General features: G+C 45.6%; 24 protein-coding genes. 16 read left to right on the top strand and 8 right to left on the bottom strand.

The genetic code is table 11. The features are described from left to right. Positions 1-14 precede the first annotated feature (14 nt). From mlaD to mlaF, 3 genes are read right to left on the bottom strand one after another with little or no spacing between them, the layout of a single operon-like run. A complete protein-coding gene (gene mlaD, locus ABLA76_RS00250; RefSeq protein ID WP_047768767.1) occupies positions 15-527 on the bottom strand; it encodes an outer membrane lipid asymmetry maintenance protein MlaD in 513 nt (170 codons plus the stop codon). Between the two features lie 4 nt (positions 528-531). Next, entirely contained in the window at positions 532-1,314 is a 783-nt protein-coding gene (gene mlaE, locus ABLA76_RS00245; protein WP_285811811.1) for a lipid asymmetry maintenance ABC transporter permease subunit MlaE, read from the bottom strand. Between the two features lie 10 nt (positions 1,315-1,324). Further along, the gene (gene mlaF / locus ABLA76_RS00240; RefSeq protein ID WP_189758744.1) at positions 1,325-2,128 is read right to left on the bottom strand and encodes a phospholipid ABC transporter ATP-binding protein MlaF; all 804 of its coding nucleotides are present in this window, start codon (positions 2,126-2,128) and stop codon (positions 1,325-1,327) included. Positions 2,129-2,358: 230 nt separating this feature from the next. On the opposite strand from mlaF, the gene ABLA76_RS00235 reads away from it, so the two are divergent. The 15 genes from ABLA76_RS00235 (at position 2,359) to rnk (ending at position 15,222) form a co-directional block, all read left to right on the top strand. Continuing rightward, positions 2,359-3,336, top strand: coding sequence for a calcium/sodium antiporter (locus tag ABLA76_RS00235; protein ID WP_348986410.1), 978 nt, complete (start codon positions 2,359-2,361; stop codon positions 3,334-3,336). A gap of 24 nt (positions 3,337-3,360) precedes the next feature. After that, positions 3,361-4,329 carry an arabinose-5-phosphate isomerase KdsD gene (gene kdsD / locus ABLA76_RS00230; RefSeq protein ID WP_348986409.1) on the top strand — a complete coding sequence of 323 codons (969 nt, stop codon included), beginning with the start codon at positions 3,361-3,363 and terminating at the stop codon, positions 4,327-4,329. A gap of 68 nt (positions 4,330-4,397) precedes the next feature. Beyond that, entirely contained in the window at positions 4,398-4,961 is a 564-nt protein-coding gene (gene kdsC, locus ABLA76_RS00225; RefSeq protein WP_047768762.1) for a 3-deoxy-manno-octulosonate-8-phosphatase KdsC, read from the top strand. Positions 4,962-4,979: 18 nt separating this feature from the next. Further along, the gene (gene lptC / locus ABLA76_RS00220) at positions 4,980-5,573 is read left to right on the top strand and encodes an LPS export ABC transporter periplasmic protein LptC (RefSeq protein ID WP_348986408.1); all 594 of its coding nucleotides are present in this window, start codon (positions 4,980-4,982) and stop codon (positions 5,571-5,573) included. Beyond that, entirely contained in the window at positions 5,554-6,102 is a 549-nt protein-coding gene (lptA, locus tag ABLA76_RS00215; RefSeq protein ID WP_348986407.1) for a lipopolysaccharide ABC transporter substrate-binding protein LptA, read from the top strand. The genes lptC and lptA overlap by 20 nt, the downstream gene beginning before the upstream one ends. 6 nt (positions 6,103-6,108) lie before the next feature. Then, entirely contained in the window at positions 6,109-6,834 is a 726-nt protein-coding gene (lptB, locus tag ABLA76_RS00210; RefSeq protein ID WP_348986406.1) for an LPS export ABC transporter ATP-binding protein, read from the top strand. A gap of 69 nt (positions 6,835-6,903) precedes the next feature. Continuing rightward, on the top strand, positions 6,904-8,349 hold the full coding sequence (gene rpoN, locus ABLA76_RS00205) for an RNA polymerase factor sigma-54 (protein ID WP_348986405.1): 1,446 nt from the start codon (positions 6,904-6,906) through the stop codon (positions 8,347-8,349). Between the two features lie 68 nt (positions 8,350-8,417). Further along, on the top strand, positions 8,418-8,705 hold the full coding sequence (gene hpf / locus ABLA76_RS00200; RefSeq protein ID WP_348986452.1) for a ribosome hibernation promoting factor: 288 nt from the start codon (positions 8,418-8,420) through the stop codon (positions 8,703-8,705). Positions 8,706-8,898: 193 nt separating this feature from the next. Next, positions 8,899-9,366 (top strand): PTS IIA-like nitrogen regulatory protein PtsN, encoded by a 468-nt coding sequence (gene ptsN, locus ABLA76_RS00195; RefSeq protein ID WP_348986404.1) that lies wholly within the window; start codon positions 8,899-8,901, stop codon positions 9,364-9,366. Between the two features lie 40 nt (positions 9,367-9,406). Beyond that, positions 9,407-10,258 (top strand): RNase adapter RapZ, encoded by an 852-nt coding sequence (gene rapZ / locus ABLA76_RS00190; protein WP_047768744.1) that lies wholly within the window; start codon positions 9,407-9,409, stop codon positions 10,256-10,258. 17 nt (positions 10,259-10,275) lie between these two features. Next, the gene (gene npr / locus ABLA76_RS00185) at positions 10,276-10,548 is read left to right on the top strand and encodes a PTS phosphocarrier protein NPr (RefSeq protein WP_047768742.1); all 273 of its coding nucleotides are present in this window, start codon (positions 10,276-10,278) and stop codon (positions 10,546-10,548) included. A 369-nt stretch (positions 10,549-10,917) separates the two neighbouring features. Continuing rightward, entirely contained in the window at positions 10,918-11,760 is an 843-nt protein-coding gene (locus ABLA76_RS00180) for a hypothetical protein (RefSeq protein WP_348986403.1), read from the top strand. A gap of 39 nt (positions 11,761-11,799) precedes the next feature. Continuing rightward, complete coding sequence (locus ABLA76_RS00175; RefSeq protein WP_348986402.1) at positions 11,800-13,125, top strand: LLM class flavin-dependent oxidoreductase; 1,326 nt, start codon at positions 11,800-11,802, stop codon at positions 13,123-13,125. A gap of 247 nt (positions 13,126-13,372) precedes the next feature. Beyond that, positions 13,373-14,605, top strand: a complete 1,233-nt coding sequence (alr, locus tag ABLA76_RS00170; RefSeq protein WP_348986401.1) for an alanine racemase — start codon at positions 13,373-13,375, stop codon at positions 14,603-14,605. Between the two features lie 206 nt (positions 14,606-14,811). Next, the gene (gene rnk, locus ABLA76_RS00165; protein WP_348986400.1) at positions 14,812-15,222 is read left to right on the top strand and encodes a nucleoside diphosphate kinase regulator; all 411 of its coding nucleotides are present in this window, start codon (positions 14,812-14,814) and stop codon (positions 15,220-15,222) included. 50 nt (positions 15,223-15,272) lie between these two features. On the opposite strand, the gene pmbA is transcribed toward rnk, so the two are convergent. Continuing rightward, positions 15,273-16,616, bottom strand: coding sequence for a metalloprotease PmbA (pmbA, locus tag ABLA76_RS00160; RefSeq protein ID WP_348986399.1), 1,344 nt, complete (start codon positions 16,614-16,616; stop codon positions 15,273-15,275). Positions 16,617-16,814: 198 nt separating this feature from the next. Here pmbA and yjgA point away from each other — a divergent pair, with 198 nt between their 5' ends. Continuing rightward, positions 16,815-17,351, top strand: a complete 537-nt coding sequence (gene yjgA / locus ABLA76_RS00155) for a ribosome biogenesis factor YjgA (RefSeq protein WP_348986398.1) — start codon at positions 16,815-16,817, stop codon at positions 17,349-17,351. An 86-nt stretch (positions 17,352-17,437) separates the two neighbouring features. Here yjgA and ABLA76_RS00150 read toward each other — a convergent pair whose 3' ends face one another. From ABLA76_RS00150 to yhdP, 4 genes are all read right to left on the bottom strand, one after another. After that, positions 17,438-17,596, bottom strand: coding sequence for a hypothetical protein (locus ABLA76_RS00150; RefSeq protein WP_348986397.1), 159 nt, complete (start codon positions 17,594-17,596; stop codon positions 17,438-17,440). An 87-nt stretch (positions 17,597-17,683) separates the two neighbouring features. Continuing rightward, entirely contained in the window at positions 17,684-19,129 is a 1,446-nt protein-coding gene (gene tldD, locus ABLA76_RS00145; RefSeq protein WP_348986396.1) for a metalloprotease TldD, read from the bottom strand. Positions 19,130-19,147: 18 nt separating this feature from the next. After that, positions 19,148-19,996 (bottom strand): deaminated glutathione amidase, encoded by an 849-nt coding sequence (gene nit1, locus ABLA76_RS00140; protein WP_047768726.1) that lies wholly within the window; start codon positions 19,994-19,996, stop codon positions 19,148-19,150. Continuing rightward, positions 19,993-23,805, bottom strand: coding sequence for an AsmA2 domain-containing protein YhdP (yhdP, locus tag ABLA76_RS00135; RefSeq protein ID WP_348986395.1), 3,813 nt, complete (start codon positions 23,803-23,805; stop codon positions 19,993-19,995). The genes nit1 and yhdP overlap by 4 nt, the downstream gene beginning before the upstream one ends. Positions 23,806-23,818 lie beyond the last annotated feature (13 nt).

Below are 23,818 nucleotides of genomic sequence, written 5' to 3'. Positions count from 1 at the left end.
AGTGGATTGCTAACTTAATGTGCTTGTTCAGGTGCCGAAGCGGATTTTCCTTGATTCCCGCTACTACTCTTATACAAGAACTGTCCAATCAAATCTTCAAGTACCATCGCAGGCTTGGTATCTTCAATACGATCGCCATCTTTCAACATGGCAGTCCCTAAATCAGGGTCATCAAACCCGATATTGAGAGAAATATATTGCTCTCCCAGTAACCCTGAAGTTCGGATAGAAAGCGAGCTGGTATTTGGAATATTGTCGTATTGCGTGAAAATATCCAATTCAACTTGTGGCGTATAAGTTTTGTGATCCAGCCAGATTTTCTCCACGCGACCAACAACTACCCCGCCAACTTTCACCGGTGAACGGACTTTCAGACCACCAATATTGTCAAATGTGGCATATACACGATAAGTTGGCTGGCTGCCGAAAGATCGGATATCTGCAACTTTGAGGCACAAAAATACGATTGCAGCCAACGCAATCAAGACAAAAGCTCCCACCCAAATTTCATTTTTCTTGCTTTGCATCGAATTAGTTCCCAAACATCAGTGCTGTCAGCACAAAATCCAAACCCAATACCGCCAACGACGCATGAACTACCGTGCGCGTCGTTGCCCTGCTGATCCCTTCCGATGTTGGGATAGCGTCATAACCATTGAACAGTGCAATCCAGGTTACCGTAATAGAAAAAGCCACGCTCTTGAGAAAACAGTTGAACAAATCTTTTTGCCATTCCACCGCAGATTGCATGGACGACCAGAAAAAGCCCCCATCAATGCCTTTCCAATCCACACCGACTATTGCGCCACCCAAGATCCCCACAGCCACAAAGATCAAGGAGAGTAAAGGCAGACTGATAAAACCAGCCCAAAAACGCGGGGCAATAACGCGGCGCAGCGGATCAACCGCCATCATTTCCAGACTGGAAATCTGTTCAGTGGCTTTCATCAAACCAATTTCGGCGGTCAACGCTGAACCCGCGCGCCCCGCAAACAGTAGTGCAGTCACCACAGGTCCCAGTTCACGTAGTAGTGATAACGCCACCATCATGCCAAGGCTGCCTTCCGCACTAAATGTGGTTAAAACCAGATAGCCCTGTAAGGCCAACACCATACCAATAAACAGCCCTGAAACCACAATAATCAGAAGCGACTGCACACCTACGCTATACAGTTGCTGACGCAATAGTGTCCATTGTTTGGCTGGCTCTGGCTTACCAATGATTGCATTAAACAGCATAAAGCCCGCACGTCCGAATGAAGCCGTAACCTCAATCGTACGTCGGCCCATTGCTGCTAATGCCCGTGTTAACATCAACATTCCATCATCCTAATAACTCAGTTTTGTAATCCCCGGCCGGGAAACGGAAAGGTACAGGTCCATCAGCAATACCATCAAGAAACTGCCGTACCCGTTGATCCTGATTCATTCTCAACTGATCGGGAGTACCTTCTGCGATCACTTTCTTCTCAGCCACAATATAAGCATAATCGGCAATACTCAGTACTTCAGGCACGTCGTGGGAAACCACAACACACGTAACACCAAGCGCATGATTCAGCTCATCGATCAGCTTCACCAAAACACCCATCGTGATGGGGTCTTGACCCACAAAGGGTTCATCAAACATGATCAAGTCAGGATCGAGTGCAATCGCCCTTGCTAATGCGGCTCGCCTTGCCATACCGCCAGAGAGTTCCGATGGCATCAAGTGCGCAGCGCCACGCAACCCGACCGCTTCCAGCTTCATCATCACGGTTGTGTGAATCAACACTTCAGGCAGTTGGGTATGCTCACGCAGGGGAAAAGCCACATTGTCAAAAACATTCAGATCGGTGAACAAGGCACCTGACTGAAATAACATGCTCATTTTCTTGCGGGCAGCATACAGACGCGGGCGGGACAATGCCGGAATATTATCGCCATCAAACCAAATTTCACCGCGCTCAGGGCGAATTTGCCCCCCAATCAAACGCAGCAAGGTGGTTTTTCCTATACCGGAAGGTCCCATAATGGCGGTAATTTTTCCTTTCGGAACGGTCAGATTAATATCAGCAAAAATCGGGCGCTGGCCTCGGGTGAAATGCATTCCGCAGATCTCAATAAGATTTGCTGTTTGTTGACTCATCATTGATAGCCCCTAACCGTTAATAGAACTGTCTTCATGACTGTATTTAAATAATTAATCATGCATACTACAAAAAATTGTCCAATTTTGCGTTAGCAATGTTGTGACAAATTTTACTTTTTATCGCGGGATCGTCAGAATGTATAAGTCTAGCTGAATAAACATTCCATGTTTAAAAATCAACCATTATTAGCATTATGCTCGGAATAAAACTTATTTAAGGGAACCTCATGTTTCTGACAATTGTACTGCTCATTACCGGGTTGATTTTACTGGTATATGGTTCCGATAGATTAGTTTATGGTGCGGCCGTTTTTGCCCGCACCATGAAAATTCCCCCTTTTATTGTCGGCCTGGTTATTATGGGAATAGGAACCTCCCTGCCAGAACTGATGGTTTCTGTCACAGCCATTTTAGACGGACAGCCAGACATGGCCATCGGCAATGCCATTGGTTCCAATATTACTAACCTGTTGCTCATTACGGGAGCCGCAGCGCTCATTCGGCCAATCGGGGTAAAATCAGAAATTCTGCGACAAGAAGTGCCCCTGATGTTGGCGATCACCGCATTTGCAGGATATTTGTTGTCCAATGGCTACCTGAGCCGACTGGATGGTATTCTTTTAGTGTTTTCAGCCCTCTTCTTTATTTCTCTGATGATAAAGATGACCACTTTCTCTCAACACAATAGGGCTGATAGCTATACCCAGGAACGAAATGCCGAATTGCCGCTCGAAGGCAATAAAGGAATTGCGCTTCTCTGGGTCGTTCTGGGGTTAATTATTCTTCCCATTTCTACCCGTATGGTGATTGATAATGCAACCGTTATTGCACGTATTTACGGTGTCAGCGAACTGGTGATTGGCCTGACCATGCTTGCCGTAGGAACCAGCTTGCCTGAGCTTGCCACCACTATTGCTGCGGCCATAAAAGGTGAGAATGACATGGCAATGGGCAATATTGTTGGCTCCAACGTATTCAATACCACTCTTGTTCTGGGTATCCCAGCCATACTTTCCCCCAGTGCCTTTTCACCTCAAGCATTTTCCCGGGATTTTTGGGTCATGATGGCCGCGAGTATACTATTCACGGTATTTTGTCTGGGAAGAAAGCATCGACTGAACCGATTGAACGGCATCTTGCTACTGGGCTGTTTTATCGCTTATTTTGTCGTACTTTTTGTTTCTAATTGTTACGGTACTGAGTAATTGCCAATTGAGTGGGAAATAAAAATGCCTAAAATCGATTTTCAGCAAGCAGGTAAGCAAGTATTACAGATTGAACTTGAAGGGCTGGCTGGCCTGGCACAATACATTAATGACGATTTCAGCCAAGCCTGTGAATTAATGTTTAGTTGTGAAGGAAAAGTCATTGTGATGGGGATGGGCAAATCTGGTCATATTGGACGAAAAATCGCTGCGACATTTGCCAGCACCGGTACACCTTCGTTCTTTGTCCATCCTGGCGAAGCCAGCCATGGTGATCTCGGCATGGTCACAGCAAAAGATATCGTGCTGGCGATTTCCAATTCCGGTGAATCAAATGAAATTCTGGCGTTAATTTCCGTACTCAAGCGGCAAAAAGTCCCGCTCATCTGCATGACAAATAATCGCAACAGTAACATGGGCAAAGCCGCAGACATCCACTTGTGTATCAAAGTTCCACAAGAAGCCTGTCCATTGGGATTAGCCCCCACCACCAGCACCACCGCCACACTCGTCATGGGCGATGCATTAGCCCTTGCGCTCTTGCAGGCCCGTGGCTTTACGGCCGAAGACTTCGCGCTTTCCCATCCGGGTGGAACACTCGGACGCAAACTTCTGCTGCTGACCAGTGATTTAATGACCACGGGTAATGACATTCCCCGGGTTCCCCGGACAGCGACGCTGCGTGAGGCTTTAGTGGAAATCACCCGCAAAAAATTGGGCATGACGGTTATTTGTGATGATGACAGACAAATCAGTGGTATTTTTACCGATGGCGATTTACGCCGTGTTTTCGATATGGGCATTGATTTAAACAATGCAAAAATCTCAGATGTCATGACTGCCGGCGGTATTCGGATTAAACCCAATGCACTGGCGGTTGACGCGCTAAACCTGATGCAATCACGCCATATCACCTCACTCTTGGTCACAGAAGGTGACAAATTACTGGGTGTATTACACATGCACGATCTTTTGCAGGCCGGTGTTGTGTAGGCCGGTCTTCTATAAAGCAAGTAAACTGATACAAACAAGCATGATATCAATCTTAAGAGAATGTCTTAATGAGTCAAAAAGAGTACCTGAACACCTGTTATGGCCCAGTTAATAAAGTCATTATCGAAAAAGCCCGCCAAATCCGTTTACTGATTTGTGATGTTGATGGCGTAATGTCTGATGGGCTTATCTACATGGGCAATGAAGGCGAAGAGCTGAAAGCCTTTAACGTTCGTGATGGTTATGGCATCCGCTGTTTAATCACCTCCGGTATTGAAGTGGCCATCATCACTGGCCGCAAAGCAAAACTGCTGGAAAATCGGGCAGAAACACTGGGTATTACCTATCTTTACCAAGGACAAAACGATAAGGTTTTGGCGTATAAGGAACTGTTGGATAAACTAGCGTTGCAGCCAGAGCAAGTCGCCTATATTGGTGATGACCTTATTGACTGGCCGGTCATGGCACAAGTGGGATTATCTGTTGCAGTTGCTGATGCCCACCCATTACTGTTGCCAAAAGCAGATTATGTGACTCAGATTGCCGGCGGCCGCGGTGCAGTCAGGGAACTGTGTGATTTGGTACTCTTCGCTCAGAATAAGCTCGAAGATGCCAAAGGATTATCCATATAAATTAAAACTGAAAAAAGAATGAGCAAATTTCAATCCTGGCTGATCGCACTACTGGCACTGATCGCGCTTGCGCTGATTGGCTGGAATTTATCGAGTGTCAATGATGATGCCTCATCAGCCATTGCGGATGATGGTTATCCTGCTTATCAAACCCAGGAAGCCATTACTTTTGTCTACGATCCGGAAGGTAAGTTATCTTACAAACTGGTCGCTGACGATGTTAAAAACTATACGGAAACTAAACTGACCTGGTTTACCAACCCGGTATTGACAACATTTGCCCCCAATGGTCCCCCCGGAACCCCGATAGCAACATGGACAGTACGTGCCAACAAGGCCAAACTGACCCAAGATAAGATGCTCTATCTGTACGGGGATGTCCAAGTGGATAGCCTGAACGATGCGTCACAATTGCAGCGGATCACAACAGACAATGCGATCGTCAATCTGACAACCCAAGATGTCGCATCTGATGACCGAGTCACTCTTATTGGGGTCGGTCTGAAATCTGTTGGCATGAAAATGCGTGGCAATCTGCGAAACAAAACTGCTGAACTGATTGAAAAGGTGACCACTCAATATGAGATCTCACATGAACAACCTAATCCGTAATTCCGTTATTGCCAGTACACTTTTTGCCGTCAGCCTGCCTGTACTGGCCTTAAAAGATGATACAAAAAAACCCATTACCATCGACTCAGCAAGACAGTCGTTAGATTTGACGGGAAACGTTGCCACATTTACGGATAATGTTATCGTAAAACAAGGCTCGATCGACATTCATGCAGATAAAGTCGTTGTTACCCGCCCGGAAGGAAATTCCGACAAGACCGTTATTGAAGCATTCGGTAATCCTGCCACTTTTTACCAATTGCAAGATGATGGTAAACCCCTCAAAGGCCATGCATTAAAGATGCGCTATGAGATGGATAAAGAGCTGGTTACCCTAATGGGAAACGCCTATCTTGAACAGCTAGACAGCAATATCAAAGGCGATAAAATCACTTATCTCGTACCGACACAACAAATGGAAGCGTTTAGTGATAAAGGTAAACATGTCACCACCGTCCTGTTACCTGCCCAGCTGCAAGAAAAAGGTTCTGGTGTTAACGGCGCTGACACTCAGAAAAAGGGTAAATAACGACTGATGGCAATATTAAACGCAGAAAATCTGGCGAAAGCCTACAAAGGCCGTAAGGTCGTTGAGAACGTCAGCCTAAACGTGAAGTCAGGGGAGATTGTTGGCTTACTTGGCCCTAATGGAGCAGGCAAAACCACCACTTTCTATATGGTCGTCGGCATTGTTCCCCGTGATGCCGGCTCTATCACCATTGATGAAGACGATATCAGCCTGCTGCCCCTGCATGAACGTGCACGCCGGGGGATAGGTTATTTGCCTCAAGAAGCTTCCATCTTCCGTCGTTTGAGTGTATTCGATAATTTGATGGCGGTACTGGAGATCCGCAAGGATCTGAATCAGGAGCAGAGAAAAACACGTGCAGAAGAGTTGATGGAAGAGTTTCACATCTCTCACTTGCGTGATAGCCTTGGTCAATCACTTTCCGGTGGTGAACGCCGTCGTGTGGAGATTGCCCGTGCACTGGCCGCCAATCCTAAATTCATCCTGCTGGATGAACCTTTTGCCGGCGTTGACCCCATTTCCGTACTGGATATTAAAAAGATCATTCAACATCTGCGGGATTACGGATTAGGTGTCCTGATTACCGACCACAATGTGCGTGAAACACTGGATGTCTGCGAACGTGCCTATATCGTCAGTCAGGGCCACTTGATTGCCCACGGTACACCAAATGACATCCTGAATAACGAGCAGGTCAAACGCGTCTATTTGGGTGAAGGTTTCCGTCTTTAACACTTATCCTTCTATCAGATGCGATTCAAGGAACTATTCAGGCCAGACTAAGGAGAAAGTGGTAACGTTATGAAGCAAAGTCTGCAACTCAGGCTCAGTCAGCAATTGACGATGACGCCACAGCTCCAGCAAGCCATCCGTTTGTTACAACTGTCTACGCTTGAACTTCAGCAGGAGATTCAGCAAGCTTTGGAAACGAACCCACTGCTTGAACAGGATGACCCGCATCAGGAAGTGGAGAATCAGGCACTTTCTGATACTGATGCCGAAACCGAAGTCATGGATACCCGTGAAGCGCTTGAACAGAGGGATATGCCTGAAGAGTTACCACTGGATGCCAGTTGGGATGAAATTTACACCGCTGGCACACCATCAGGCACTCACAGTGACTATAGCGCTGATGATTTCCCCGTATATCAGGGTGAAACTACCCAAACCTTGCAAGATTATCTCATGTGGCAGGCAAGATTAACGCCCTTTACCGAAACGGACGCTGCTATTGCCACTTCAATCATAGATGCCATTGATGACTCCGGATACCTGACCATTTCTATCGAAGAGATCCTTGCCAGTATCGGGGATGATGAACTGGCTTTGGCAGAGGTCGAAACCGTTCTCAAACGCATACAACATTTTGATCCGATCGGAGTTGCTGCCCGTGACTTACGCGAATGCTTACTTATCCAGCTTGCAATGCTGCCGCCAAAGACACCTTATCTGAATGATGCCAGACTTATTGTCAGCAACTATCTGGAACTACTGGGTAACCGAGACTTCCGTAATTTATTACGTCAGAGCAAATTAAAAGAAAGTACCCTGAAAGGGGCAATTGATATCATCCAATCACTGGAACCAAAACCTGGCCTGATAGCCAATACCGGTGAATCCGAGTACGTTATTCCAGATGTATTGATACAGAGAGAAAATGAAAGCTGGCAAGTCAGGCTAAATACCGATAGCATCCCCCGTCTGCGCATCAACCAACACTACGCAGCACTGGGACAACGGGCCAACAATGAGAGTGACAGCCTGTTCATACGCAATAACTTACAAGAGGCCAAATGGCTGCTCAAGAGCCTCGAAAGCCGTAATGAAACATTGCTGAAAGTCGCCCGTTGTATTGTTGAACGGCAACAAGATTTTTTTGAATATGGTGAGGAACACATGAAACCACTGGTATTGGCTGATATCGCCTATCAGATTGACATGCATGAGTCCACCATTTCCCGCGTGACGACCCAGAAATACCTGTATAGTCCACGCGGGATCTTTGAACTTAAATATTTTTTCTCCAGTCACGTCAATACCGACAGTGGTGGTGAAGCCTCTTCTACCGCGATACGTGCTCTGGTGAAAAAACTGGTCGCGGCAGAAAACCCGGTCAAACCACTGAGTGACAGTAAATTGACCAGCATACTCGCTGAACAAGGTATTCTAGTGGCTCGCCGGACAGTCGCAAAATATAGAGAGTCGTTATCCATCCCGCCTTCAAACCAACGTAAAAAATTGGCTTGAACAACACAGAGAAGGAAAACACTATGTCACTCAAAACCATGCCACTCAAAACCATGCCACTCAAAACCATGCCACTCAATGTTACAGGCCACAATATTGAAATCACCGATGCACTTCGCAACGTGGTGAACACCAAATGCGGCAAATTGAATCAATATTTCGATAAAATTACCCTCATTCAGGTCATCCTTCGAGTAGAAAAGGTACAACGGATCGCCGAAGCTACTGTGTATGTTAATGGAGGTGAGTTGCATGCAACCTCAGAACATGAAGACATGTATGCGGCAATGGATGTACTGGCAGATAAGCTGGCGCATCAATTGACCAAACACAAAAGTAAATTGAGACAACATTAATCGCTTTTAGGCAACGGGGCTGTCATAAAATTATCACTGTTCTATCTATAACACCGTCTATAACGCCCTATAGTACTAGGTAATTAGTACTAGGTAATGAGTGCGATCTGTCGATCGGTTTTAGAGCGCAGTGCATTAATACCGGATGCCTCATCAGGCATCCGATATAACAAGGCCCTAAGTGAATAAAGAAATGAACAACAAAACAGATTTACCACTAAGCTCTGTGCTTTCACCCGCATGTACACGCAACAACGTACCTTGTTCGAGTAAAAAGCGCGCCTTAGAGATTATCAGTGAGCTGGCATCAAAACAGCTTGAACTGCCGGAAAATACCGTATTCGAGGCTATTCTTTCGCGCGAAAAAGTCGGCACAACAGGAATTGGCAACGGGATTGCGATCCCTCACGGCAAATTGAGTAAAGCGTGTTCGGATAATGCCGTTGGGGTATTTTTACACCTGGAACAACCCATTACCTTTGACGCCATTGATAATCAACCTGTTGACTTGCTGTTTGCTTTATTGGTGCCATCAGACCAGTGTCAGACCCATTTACACTCACTATCATTGATTGCAAAGCGCCTTGCAGATAAAAGCCTCTGCCGTCGCCTGCGTTCAGCGCAGAATGATGAAGAACTGTATAAAATTATTACTGAATAAATAGCGATTATAATTATAAACATTTAGGGGGAGTCACCTCATGGTGCTGATGATAGTCAGTGGTCGTTCAGGTTCTGGGAAATCCGTTGCTTTGCGGGCATTGGAAGATATGGGCTTCTATTGCGTGGATAACCTGCCCGTTGTGTTACTGCCAGAATTGGCAAACACACTGGCTGAACGTGATATCTCGGCTGCGGTTAGCATTGATGTCAGAAATATGCCGGAGTCGCCAGAAATTTTTGAAGAAGCACTGACGCAATTACCTGACAGTTTTTCACCACAATTACTGTTTCTTGATGCTGATCGTAATACCCTGATCCGCCGCTATAGTGATACACGCCGCCTGCATCCACTCTCCAGCAAGAACCTGTCACTGGAAAGTGCCATTGACCAAGAAAGCGATTTACTTGAACCCCTGCGCTCACGCGCTGACTTGATCATTGATACCTCTGAAATGTCCGTTCATGAACTGGCGGAAATGCTCAGGACACGTCTATTAGGCAAACGGGAACGAGAATTAACGATGGTGTTTGAATCTTTTGGATTCAAACATGGTATTCCTATCGACGCAGACTATGTTTTCGATGTACGTTTCCTGCCAAACCCTCACTGGGACCCTAAACTGCGCCCAATGACGGGTTTGGATCGCCCTGTGGCTGCATTTTTGGATCGCCATACAGAAGTTCATAATTTTATTTATCAGACCCGTAGCTATCTTGAGCTTTGGCTACCCATGCTGGAAACCAATAATCGCAGCTATCTGACGGTCGCTATTGGTTGCACAGGCGGTAAACACCGTTCAGTCTATGTGGCAGAACAGTTGGCTGATTATTTTCGTTCCCGTGGCAAAAACGTGCAATCACGCCATCGCACACTGGAAAAACGCAAGTAATACGCATAACACAAGCCATGACAGTCAAACAACGACTTGAAATTAAAAATCGGCTCGGAATGCATGCCCGGCCTGCGATGAAACTGCATGATCTGGTACAACAGTTTCAATCAGAAGTGATACTGCGCAATAGCAGTAACTTACAGGCCGAGGCCCGCAGCGTCATTGCCATGCTGATGCTGGATTCTGAGCAAGGCAGCCATATTGACGTTGAAGTCAACGGGCCGGATGAACAACAAGCACTGGCGGCCATTATTGAACTCTTCAACGCAGGATTTGACGAAGAGTAACACGCCCTTCTCCCAATCCCAATAAAGATATTGTCTTAAGAGGCAATTTTGAAAGACGAAGTGTATACTTGATAAACTTCAAGTTGCAATCCTCAAGACGACACGAGGCCTTATATTTCCCCGCTACGTAGAGAAATATAACACGCATCTTGAAATTGGATTGGCATATATAGCTTGAGTCTTAATTTATTTCCTGATATATAACAGGTAATGTAATAATTATTCCTTTTATTGCAAAATAACCTTATATTCAATACTTGAAATAGAACATTAGCAAAAGAATAAACAGCCAATATTTAGCTTTCCGATTACATAAATTAAAAGCCTTAACTCCAGCCATCAAGGCAACTATGAAAAAAGTTAAAAATAATGAAATCAGAAGAAAAAACAACTGAACCTCGTTCCGATAATGACCTGATAGAGTTAATTAATTTTAATCTCGATTGTGCTGAAAAAGAATGGCAACAAGTTCGGCATAAATTAAATGAATATAAAAATGAAACTAATATACCCATGAATTTTATTAGTGATAATTTTTATAATAACGCTAATAAAAATAATAAAATTAACACGAATGGATCGGTAAATTATCCATTCCCTTCCGACTTCAGTTACAAAAATTATTTTAAGCCAGTGTCAGAAAAAGAAATGGTAAAAACGTTCATCCCTGGCTACCCTGTCTTAGAGAACAACAAGCCTGAAGTTGGTGAATTCGTGGTATTCATGATGGATATGAGGGACTCCAGCTCTAGTTTCAAACAGCTTCCCACCTCTCCTGTTATAGAGTGTGGTTTACAAAGAGTTGTCTATGAGACATCCGCTTTAATTCCAGCGATTGTTTATACAGCCGCACAAGAAGGAGGAAAAGCAACCGAGTTGCTGGGTGATGGAGCATTAATCCTTTTTCACATTGGATCTGACAACCGGGTTAATGTAATCAATAAAGCTTATCTAGCTGCTGAACAATGCATTAATAATACAATTAATCATGTTAATGCTATTTTATGGAATAGATATAATTTCCCACCTTTAAGAATTGGCATAGGCCTTGCCTATGGCCCTGCCATTATTAAAGTTATGAATGTGAACGGATATCATCCTAAAGTAATAGGCCAATGTGTTTGGAAAGCAACAAAATTAAGTCACGGAGAAAATACAATAGGCTTGTCAGAAGAAATGCAAGAAATATTAAATCTGAATAAACCCTCTTGATATTATAAAAAATATTTAGCCCAAAAGCGGAAACTCATTATGTCTAATAATAAAAGAAAAATGCATCTTAACTGCCATATAGTGGGAGTGGGTCAGCACCCCGCAGGGTGGAGAACCCAAAACGATACCCGTGCATTTATAAATCCGCATTTTTATCAAGAAATTGCAAAATTGGCAGAATTAGGCAAATTTGACGCGCTGTTCTTTTCTGATTCATTGTCATTACATGGCCACCCCCATGGCCCTTCGCAGATGTTAGATCCATTAATCGTTTCGTCATCAATCCTGTCAGTAACAAAATATCTTGGATTTATTTGTACCGCATCCACCACCTTTAGCGACCCCTTTATTTTAGCGCGACAATTTTTAACGCTGGATCATCTTAGCCAAGGCAGAATAGGCTGGAATGCCGTTACTACCTATAATCCAGCCGCCGCAAAAAACTTTGGAAAAATTCTGTTACCCAGCTCATTAGAGCGCTATACACGGGCAAAAGAATTCATTCAGGTTGTCATGAAGTTATGGGAAAGCTGGGGAAAGGAGGCGCTCATTGCTGATGCAAGAAGTGGGATGTTTGCCGATCCTGCCCAAGTGAATAGTATTGATCATCATGGACAATATTACACCGTTACCGGGCCCTTAACTCTTCCTCGCAGTCCTCAAGGCATGCCACTGCTGGTACAGTCCGGTTCGTCTGAAGCAGGACAAGCGCTGGCAGCAAAATTTGCCGATATCGTCTTTACCTCACAGACCTCTTTTGAAAGAGCAAAACATTTTTATCGATGCCTGAGAGCAAAAGTGAAAGCTCAAAAACGCAGCGAAAACTCGCTAAAAATCTTGCCGGGTTTATTCCCCATCATTGGTTCAACACTCGCTGAGGCACAAGAAAGAAAGGCAAAAATGGACGAACTCAGGAATGTAGATGAAGATATTATCATGTTAGCCCGGCAATTGGGGATAGAGCCTGACGACCTGAAGCTACACCAACCTCTCCCTTATCAACTCATCGAAAAATCATCTAAAGATATTGTTTCCAAAGGCTTCTTATCAGAGATAGTGAATTTTGCCCGAACCAGAAACCTAACCGTTTATCAGCTTATTTTACAAAATATGGGAATGCATCGCATGTTGTTGGGAACTCCTGAAATGATTGCTGATGATATGGAAAAATGGTTTTTGGAAAGTGCTGCTGATGGGTTCAACCTGAACTTTGATTCATTTCCTGACGCACTTCAAGTTATGGTCGATCACGTTATCCCCATATTGCAAAAAAGAAACCTCTTTCGGTCTGACTATACAGAGCAGACCATTAGAGAGCGCTTCGGTGTGGCCTATTGCCAAGGTAAACGCGAAATCAGTGATTAAAACTGACCAAAGATAAAAAATTATTAATATAATCTGCTCGTTAAATTTTCACCAAGAGTAAAAATAATACGTTTTTATTATTAATTTAGTTAATTAATCTAATTATTTATAAATAGTATGATATAGATAATAAATGTTAGCTTTCAACAAGTTAACCATGTGAAATTAAATTAGAAAAAACTTATTATTAAAACGCAATGACACGAAGAACATTATGTATACAGTTCCTAAACTGGAGATTTACATCATGCGTTTTAATAAAACCACACTGGCAATTCTTCTTGGTTTGAGTCTGTCCCAAGGTGTTGCCCAAGCCGCGCCTGTACTCTCTTTAGATAACACCCATGCAGAAAGCATCGCAGCAACCAATAATGCCTGGGTTGAAATCAATACCACGATTTTCGAAAATAATATTCACACGCTGCAAAAGAAACTGAATAAAGGCACTAAAATGTGTGCGGTTTTGAAAGGCGATGCTTACGGTCATGGTATCGATCTGCTGATGCCATCCATCATCAAAACTGGCGTACCTTGTGTAGGCGTCACCAGTAATGAAGAAGCCCGCATCGTGCGTGAAAGCGGCTTTAAAGGACAATTGATACGTGTCCGTACGGCCAACATCACTGAAATCGAAAGCACACTAGGCTATGACATGGAAGAGATGATCGGCGATCTGGATCACGCCCAAGCTATTGATAAACTAGCCAAAAAACACGGTAAAGCCATTCGCGTTCATCTGATGCTGAACACAGGTCTTATGAGCCGTAATGGTTTGGAAATGAAAACGGAGCAGGGCAAGCAAGAAGCTTTGAAAATCGCTCAGTTATCTAACCTGAAACTGGTTGGTATGATGAGCCACCATGCATTCACCGATACGGATGCAATCCGTGACAGCATTAAAAACTTCAAAGAACAAACTTCCTGGCTGATCAAAACAGCAAATCTGAACAGAGACGAAATCACGCTGCACGCATCAAGCTCTTTTGCATCACTGAGCATTCCTGAAGCACAGTTCGACATGGCACGCGTTGGCAGTGCGCTGTACGGCATTCTGACCACTAGCTACCCAGAATTCAAGCCATTGATTCAAATGAAAACCCGTGTTGCTTCTGTTAAAACCTATCCTAAAGGTAATGGTGTCGGTTACGACAACACTCACATTCTGCAACGCGATTCCAGGCTCGCTAACTTGCCGGTTGGTTTCTCTGATGGCTTTAGTTCTTCCATGTCAAACAAAGCTTACGTTCTGATCAACGGTCACCGTGCCCCTGTTGTCGGTAGCGTTTCCATGAACACCGTGATGGTCGATGTGACTGACTTGCCGGAAGTGAAGAGTGGCGATGAAGTGGTTATTTTCGGTAAACAAGGTAACGACGAAATCACCCAGTCTGATATTCAGAAATGGGGAGGAATGCATGTTGTTGAGCTTTCTTCCATTTGGGGAGAAACCAACCCACGTATCGTCACGACAGGTTTATAATCTACCGTTCAAAATGATGGCAGACTGTTCTTTTTTTCCATGACGGATAAGCCGTGTTTCATTAACAATGCAAAACAGTTCGTGATCATGATCTCTTTATTTTCGTGGCAGAACAGCCTAATATCATTTTAATCACTTTGAAAATGACACCCCCCTCCTTGCGATGTGGGGTGTTATTTTATATTGAGCCTAATTTGGAGTGTGGTATGAAAAAACCTAAAATCATTATCAATGAATTGGATGCCGAGCGTTTAGATTCTCTGTTGGAACAACCTGCTTTTGCCAATACCCGCATCGCAGAGGCCTTGAACGAAGAGTTGGATAGAGCCGAAATAGTGGCTCCGGTAGATATCCCGGCCGATGTTGTCACCATGAACAGTGAAGTTCGCTTTATTGATCTGGGCAGTGATGAAGAGCGTGTTCGTACACTGGTCTACCCTGCGTCCCTGCAAGACAGCACCAAACATCTGTCCGTCATGGCTCCTTTGGGTGCCGCTCTTCTGGGCTTGCGGGTGAATAATGAAATAACATGGAAATTGCCAAACGGTGAAACAACCCGAATAAAAGTATTAGAACTACTTTACCAGCCCGAAGCGGCGGGTGAGTACCACCGCTAATTTCCAGCCAGCTCAGTGACACCAAACTGGCTGCTGTTGATTGAGTATCCCTACTGACCGGCGATACTCATTTCCGGCAGTAACACCGAACCACACTGAATATTACTACGTGTTTCGATATCATCACCGATTGTCACCATATTCGCCCACATATCTTTCAAATTGCCTGCAATGGTGATCTCACTGACAGGATATTGGATCTCGCCATTTTCAACCCAAAAGCCGGATGCGCCGCGAGAATAATCACCTGTCACCGCGCTAACACCCTGCCCCATCAGCTCAGTGACGATCAAGCCCGTACCCATTTCACGCAACAAGCCAGTAAAGTCCAGACCCTGACCCGCAATACGCCAGTTATGAATTCCACCTGCATGGCCCGTGTTCACCATTCCCAATTTACGGGCAGAATAGGAAGTCAGTAACCAAGTCTGCAAAACCCCCTCCTTAACAATATCACGTGGTATTGTACGCACGCCTTCACTGTCAAATGGCGTTGAAGCTAGCCCACGCAATAAGTGCGGCTGTTCTTCAATCGTCAGCCATGAAGGCAAGATAGGTTTGCCCAGGCTATCCAACAAGAAAGAAGATTTACGATAAATGCTGCTACCGCTGATCGCGCCAACCAAATGACCGAACAACCCCGTAGCCACCTCCGCAGAAAAGATAACTGGCGCTTTCATCGTTGGTAATTTACGCGCTCCCAGACGAGAAAGCGTACGACGCGCGCACTCTTGCCCCACCCACTCAGGCGATTTCAACCCGTCAAAATGGCGACTCACGGTATAAGCATAATCGCGCTCCATATTGCCATCTTGTTCGGCAATCACACAGCTTGACATAGAATGACGACTTGAGCAGTAGCTTTGCAGCATACCGTGGCTATTACCAAACACCCGAATACCATAATGGCTATTGAAACTTCCGCCTTCCGTATTGGTAATGCGCTCATCTGTCTGTAATGACGCCTGTTCAGCACGGGCTGCCAACTCAATCGCTTTATCTGCATCCAGATCAGCGGGATGGAAAAGATCTAACTCAGGCGCTTCGAATGCCAATAACGCTTTATCGGCCGGGCCAGCATAAGGATCAGGCGAAGTATAACGCGCAATATCAATGGCGGCCTGCACAGTACGGGCTATCGCTTCTGGGCTGAGATCGGTTGAGGAAGCGCTACCTTTGCGCTGCTGGTGATAAACCGTGATCCCCAATGCGCCATCACTGTTAAACTCAACATTTTCGACTTCACTAAAACGAGTGCTGACGCTAATCCCCGTCGTTTTATTGACCGCGACTTCCGCAGCATCACTACCGGCTTTCGCTAAATCCAGCGCATGGGCAACCGCCTCTTCCAGCAGTTTGCGCTGTTCCGCGATTTGTTGATTGGTAACTCTCATTAATTAACCGTAATCCAATGAAGTAAAGGGAGAATTCGTCAGAAAAAATGCCTGCTTTCGGTTCATGACACGAATGTAGAGTGGTAATCAGGCAATTTTCCCAGTTACAATACACAATATTAGGATGTTAACACCCACCGGACGATAGGTCATGCTCCAAAACATACCTTATCCGGCCTTTTTAGAAGGAAAACAATTATGGCAATGCAGCCTGAAGATTGGCTCGACAATTATCCTGCTGAAGAGGAAGAAGAAGAGATAATCTGGGTCAGTAAAAGTGAAATCAAGCGGGATGCTGAAATACTGAAAAAGTTGGGAACGGAACTGGTTGAACTGAGTAAAAATCAACTGGCGCGAATTCCACTGGATGAAGATTTGCTGGCAGCTATTGAGTTGGCACAGAAAATCAAACGGGAAGGACGCCGCCGTCAATTGCAATTAATTGGCAAACTGTTGCGCGCCCGCGATCCTGAGCCAATCACTACGGCGTTGGATAAACTGAAAAACCGTCACAACCAGCAAATCATTGTGTTACATAAACTGGAAGAACTACGTGACAAACTGCTCGAAAATGATGATGCCTTTGAAGAAGTCATCGCACTGTATCCACATACTGATCGCCAGCAACTTCGCTCATTGGTTCGTAATGCGAAAAAGGAAAAGGCCGCTAACAAGCCACCTAAATCCTACCGTCAAATTTTCCAGTATTTGAAAGAGTTATCGGAATCAGCTTAACCCTCCATCACCGCCATTTCGTTAAGAATTGGCGGTCATTTCGGCAGTTCAAGGCATCCCGACAACATCCCAGCAGAAGAAAAAACTCAATCTATCACATTAAACCGCCATTCCCCTTCCAGCTCTCCTTCGGCTTCTTCTAACAACAATATTAATGCCGCAAAGCGCGTTCTTTTTTGCGGCGTCACGTGGATAATATTCATCTCAACAGATAACTGAATATAGCCAGGGTTGATAGCCCGCAACACGGCTCTGCTCAGTCAGAACATCAATCTGTTCTTTCTCTGAGTTGGCAAAGGCGGTATCTATGCGATCTATTGCTCAAGAAATTATCAGGCTGTTCCACCTACGGTCAGGCTATCCAGTTTCAACGTTGGCTGACCAACACCCACGGGGACACTTTGGCCTTCCTTACCGCAAACCCCTACACCTTTGTCGAGAGCCAAATCATTTCCAACCATTGAGATCTGCTGCATAGCTTCAATCCCCGAACCAATCAAGGTCGCACCTTTTACTGGCCTGGTGATTTTGCCGTTTTCAATCAAATAGGCTTCAGAGGTTGAGAACACAAATTTACCCGATGTGATATCCACCTGACCGCCACCGAAATTCGGTGCATACAGCCCACGATCCACACTGGCGATAATTTCTTCTGGTGTGGAATTCCCCGCCAGCATATAGGTATTAGTCATACGTGGCATCGGCAAGTGGGCATAGGATTCACGGCGGCCGTTACCGGTCGGAGCCACACCCATCAAGCGAGCGTTGAGTTTATCCTGCATGTAGCCTTTCAAAATGCCATTTTCGATCAGGACATTGTATTGCCCCGGAACGCCTTCATCATCAATCGCCAGTGAACCACGGCGACCTTCAAGTGTGCCGTCATCCACCACCGTACACAGTTCTGAAGCCACTTGTTGCCCAACCTGACCAGAGAAAACAGAAGTTTCGCGGCGGTTAAAGTCCCCTTCCAGACCGTGCCCCACCGCTTCATGTAGCAGAACTCCCGGCCATCCAGCACCCAATACGACAGGCATAGTACCCGCAGGCGCTGCAACCGCTGACAAGTTGATCAGTGCCATGCGAACCGCTTCACGCGCAAACTGCTCTGCCAGGATCTGACCATTTTCAGTACGCAGGAAATATTCGTAACCATAACGAGCACCACCACCACTACCGCCACGCTCACGCTTACCCTCTTCTTCCACCAATACACTGACAGAAAGGCGTACCAATGGGCGAATATCCGCTGCCAATGTACCGTCTGTCGCCGCCACCAGCACTTGTTCATAAACCCCGGTCAGGCTGGCACTCACTTCCTGTACCCGGGGATCTTCCGCCCGTGCAATTTGATCAAGGCGATGCAACAAAGCAATTTTGTCTTCCCGGCTCATGCTCTGCAAAGGATCAATGGCCGGATAAAGTGCCTTATGCGTCACGGCACCTAACGTGTGCGAAATGCCATTACCTGCGTCCCGTACGATGCTGCGTGCAGCCTGAGCGCTTTGCTGTAACGCATTTAAGGTAATTTGATCTGCGTAAGCAAAACCCGTTTTTTCTCCGCTAATCGCGCGAACGCCCACGCCTTGATCGATATTATAGGAACCCTCTTTGATGATGCGGTCTTCCAATACCCATGTTTCATGATAACTGGCTTGGAAATAGAGATCGGCATAGTCCAGACGACGCTCCGACAATTGACCCAGTACCGAAAATAAGTCTTGATGATTCAAATTATTAGCAGCCAGTAAATGTTCACTGACATAAGTTAAACTCATATTGATTACTCTTTTATCTTAATTTGTATTCTTTTTTATCAAAGAAGTCAGTTGTGGACGGAAGCGATTGTGTTTCACCACTTTTATCTGCTCACGCATGTGAGTCAAACTCTCCCGACGAATATTAAGCTGTAATGCGCTGACGGCCAGAGGATTTTTCTTGATAATTTCTCCCCAGCCACTGACCGCCATTGTGTGTCCCCATGTCCTGCGAGTGCCATGTACACCAACCTGGGCAGGAGCCAGAATAATACATTGATTCTCAATGGCACGGGCCTTCAGCAAGGGTTCCCAATGCGCCTTACCCGTCAAGCGGGTGAAAGCCGCAGGGACGGAAATAAGCTCCGCACCCTGTTCACGCAATGCCTGAAAGAGTCCCGGAAAACGCAGATCATAACAGATAGCCATCCCCAGGCGACCAACCGGCGTATCAACAACAGTAATATGCTCCCCACGCTGGTAAATAGTCGATTCGTTATAGGCACTGTGTTCATCGTTGATATTGGCATCAAACATGTGAATTTTGTCGTAACGGGCCAGAATTTCTCCCTGATCATCAAACAGCAGGCTGCTACTGGTGATACGAGTAGGATCTTCTCGACTGACCAGCGGCATAGAGCCAATCAGCAGCCAAACACCGTAACGTTGCGCAATTTCGCTCACAGCTTGTTGCAATGGCCCATCGCCCTGCATTTCTGCATGTGCGCGGTAGGTATCAGCATCAGCGAACAACAGGGCATTTTCAGGTGTCAGAACCAGTTTTACTGTCTCTGGCAATTGCTTAATCTGCTGTTCAATTTGCGCTAGATTATGTTTGACATTCGTACCACTGCATAATTGTAAAAGTGCAACATTAGCATTTCTCATGACCCTTTATTCTCCTTAAGCTGACGTAAAACTTCATCAATTTTAGGCTGTTCAAGGCTGCCCGTTAGCCGATAGCGAATGACCGATATTTTGTTCCATAGGGGCCTCAGCACTTTTGTCGCGGCAAAAATTGCGGCGCCGGCCACCGGATTAACGGCAAAGGCCGTTGCGACGCCCACCGTTGTCGAAATTTCTGGCGTGATGACCAGTTCCATATTGATCTGACGATGAACTAAATCTGTCCGCCCTGTAGCATTAATGTCCGCTGCCAATCCATCAATGAGAAAGTTATCGGTATATATGACGCCATTTTTTATCGTCGCGTCACCACGAATGGAATCAAAGTTGAAATCATTACTGAATGTGTCACTGAAATCCAATTGTAATTTACGCAGCAACGCATCAAAGCTGATAAGCCGGAATAATTGCCCGGCCCTGCCACCGCCCAGTTTGGCGATAGCCCCTTTTTTCATGTCTCCCGTCAACGTGCCATTCAATGTCTTGAGATCTGGCTGCCACGGGACATTGTGCCATTTCAAATTGAAATCAAATTTGAAAGGTGCATCCACAATCGGAACGATAAAGCCCAAATAAGCGGCCATATCATCGAATTTTTCGCCTGATAACTGACCCTTGATATGGCTATAACTTCCAGTGTGGTTTTCATACCAACGCCCGGATAATGTCAGGTTTCCGGCGCTGTTTTCCATCTGTCCATTGGTCAAAACCAGAGAATCACCTTCTGGCTTGATCGAGCCAGATACTTTGCCGAGTTTTAATCCAGCCACCCAGCATTCTGCGCATTTAACATCCAATGCAGGCCAATTGTTCAAAGCATAATGGGGAACGGGCACCTTATCTGACATTAACTTTTTGTCATCAACCGACGGATCTGTCGCAAACAGAGGATCGTAATAAAGATAATTGATTGATGCCTGAATAGGTTTATGATTTTTAATCAGTAGGTTGCCATTAATTTCTTTCCCCTTTGCAAGCACGGTTACTTCACTGTTTTGTTGCATGACACTGAATGTGAGTTGATTCCAACGCTGTCCAGCAAGATCCAGTGCAGGCAATGAAATTTCAACTATGCCTGGCCACAGTGAACCATTCTCTTTCGAGGGCTTCCAATGCAGCAGTTCAAGCAACGGCAATAATTTTTCACCCTCGATGGCAGGCAAATTTACAGCCAACAATGATTTTTTCGGCAGCGCAGGAATACCCGTATCATCGGTCTGAAAAATACCTCGCTGCAATTTGGCATGGGCTTCTTCCAGCCTCCACTGGGTATTGAAAGCATATCGCTTGCCCATTAATCCTTTGAGCTGGAGCTGATTCATATCACCTTCAGCATGGAGATTAACCTTATGCCATTCCCGCAGAGATTCTGTGTCCAATATGGGTAATTGACTGTTTAAATGTGACAAATCTGCATTAACTGCAACACGATATTTGACGTCACGTTCTGATTCACCAGAAGGTATCGTCACATTGACATCTCCCTGCCAATTCAGCGTTCCAGATAGCTTGTTACGGATCTCCGTCGGAAGTTCCGGTAATGCCTTCGCCGCCCAATGTGAGTTCAGTTTTACATCAACCTGATAATGTTTTGCCAAGTCTTGGGTAGAAAACTTCAGGGACAAAGGATTTCCCAGCCAGTGAGCAGACAATGTCTCACTGTTTAACTTGCCATTGTCAAAGCGAAATTTGCCATTGAGATGCGTCATCTCGCTATTTAATGGTTTAATGAACAGATGGGTATCTTTCAGCGCCACTTCTCCGCTCGCCACAACTTTGCCATGCTGCAAGGGAATATCTATATGGAGCTTACCATCCACCCGGCCATTAAGCTGTAAGTTATCGAGGGCGCTGCCAATCGAGTCTGCCATCGGGCTGTGGTTGAAATAATCATGGATACTCTTCCCGTCCCCAGAGAGTGACGCATCAATAAACAGCTTATGCTTACCGTAATCCGGGATCACTGCCGAGACGTGATTCGCTTCCACTTTTCCCAAATGCGCTTTCTGTGCCAGCATCCACAATCCGTTATTCTGGAAATTCAGATCGATATTCAAATCGAACAGCGCCGGCCAATCAGGTTGGTATTGAAAGGTGGCATGGCGCAGCGGTACAAATACCTGAAATTGACCATTGTTCTGTTTAAACGGGAAATCATGTGGATCACCATGAAAAACCAAGGTCGCATTATCGACCTTTCCCTTAATCAAGGAGGCGGTCAAATAGTCTGTCAGGGCGCCTCCCATCAGTGGCTTGGGAAAATAGCGCCAGGCTTCACCCAGATCATTGGCTCGAATTCCCGCTAACATGGCTAAAACAGGCGGTTTGCTGTGAGGTTTTAGGTAATGGAAATTCCCATTGAGCCACAGCGATTTGGTCTGCAAATCCAGCCCCTGGCTCCAGACTTCCAGGCCATTTTGACCATTTCTCCAGGATACCTGCCCTTCGCTGCGGGTAATCTCAAGCGGAGCCTGAAACATATTGCCATAATCAATGGTGCTGTTTTTCAGTGCAAGATTGAGCTTTCCCCACTGCTTATTTCCCTCTAACCTGCCACTGAAATGGTTGATTGAGGGCAGTTCCTTCCAACGTAACCAGCTTACATCCTGCCATTTCAGGCGAATTCCCATGTCATCAGGAAGCGCTGGCGTGATATCGAGGGCCAAATGGTCAATCATCCCCTTTGGCCGTCGATGCTGCCAATCCTTGACCGTATCCGGTGTCACAAAAGAGAGTATCGGTAATATCCCGTTTAAATATTCAAGCTGAATATTTTCGGCACGAATACGCCAGTGATCATTACCCTGATATTGCGGTGACTGCTTAACATACAGTGTCGCTAGCTTCCCTTCAGGCCACTGTTGCTCATCAGTTTTCAGGCTTGCCAGATTGGGGACTTCAAACAACCACCCTTCGCCCTGGCGACGCATCTGCACAAGGAAATCACGCACTTCAAGCCGATGTTTTTCATTTTCGATATGCCAATTGGCGCCACCGTGCCTAAGCTGCATACGTCCACTATCAATCCGCCCATTCTGCAAGGTGATCCAACTGGCTAAACTGAAATGGGCATTATCCAACCCTGTATTATCCCTTAACCAACGGCTTAACCACAGTCGCATGTCGATATCATCGGCCTGCAAATAAACGGTGCCATTATCCAAAATCCCATCACTATCTTTCAGGTCAAGCTTCACCTGAATAATACCTTCCTGCCCATTAATCGAAGAGAGGCTTACGCTGCCTTGTGCCCGATGGCGGTTGCCTTGATTCAGCCACATTAGCTGTGGTAATAGCAAATCGGCTTTTTCACCCGATGGCGTCAAAAAGGTCAATCGGCTGTCATGTAAATCAAAATGATTGAATTGTTCAAGAAACAGGGTGGAGAGGCTATCCGGCTGGGAAAGCCTGTTTTCGCCCTCTGCGCCAAACAGCGCTTTATCGTAATTGACCTGAAGCTGGTAAAAGGCGAGATCACGAAAATGCCAGCGCCGTTGTAACAGTGAGCGCCAGACATCCAAAGAAAGCATCACCTTTTTGGCGTGAATATCGACATCTGCCGTTTTTGCGCTGATATCGCGGATTTCCAGACTAGGGCCAAAAGGCTCCCAATGACCTTTTATGTCGCCAATATTGACAGGAATGTTTGTCACGTCAGCAATTTTTTCGACTAATTGCTGACGATATTCATTGATGTGAGGCAGGAAGAAACGCAACCCGCTGACAAGCAAAGCCACAATGATAATGACTATTGCGGCTGTCGCTAATAGTATCCCCGGCAGTCGCTTCACACATTTCTCCTTG

Source organism: Xenorhabdus sp. SGI240, assembly GCF_040081915.1.
Lineage (GTDB): Bacteria > Pseudomonadota > Gammaproteobacteria > Enterobacterales > Enterobacteriaceae > Xenorhabdus > Xenorhabdus bakwenae.
Note: the sequence above shows the minus strand (reverse complement) of the source record. Positions and strands in the feature narration are given on the sequence as shown.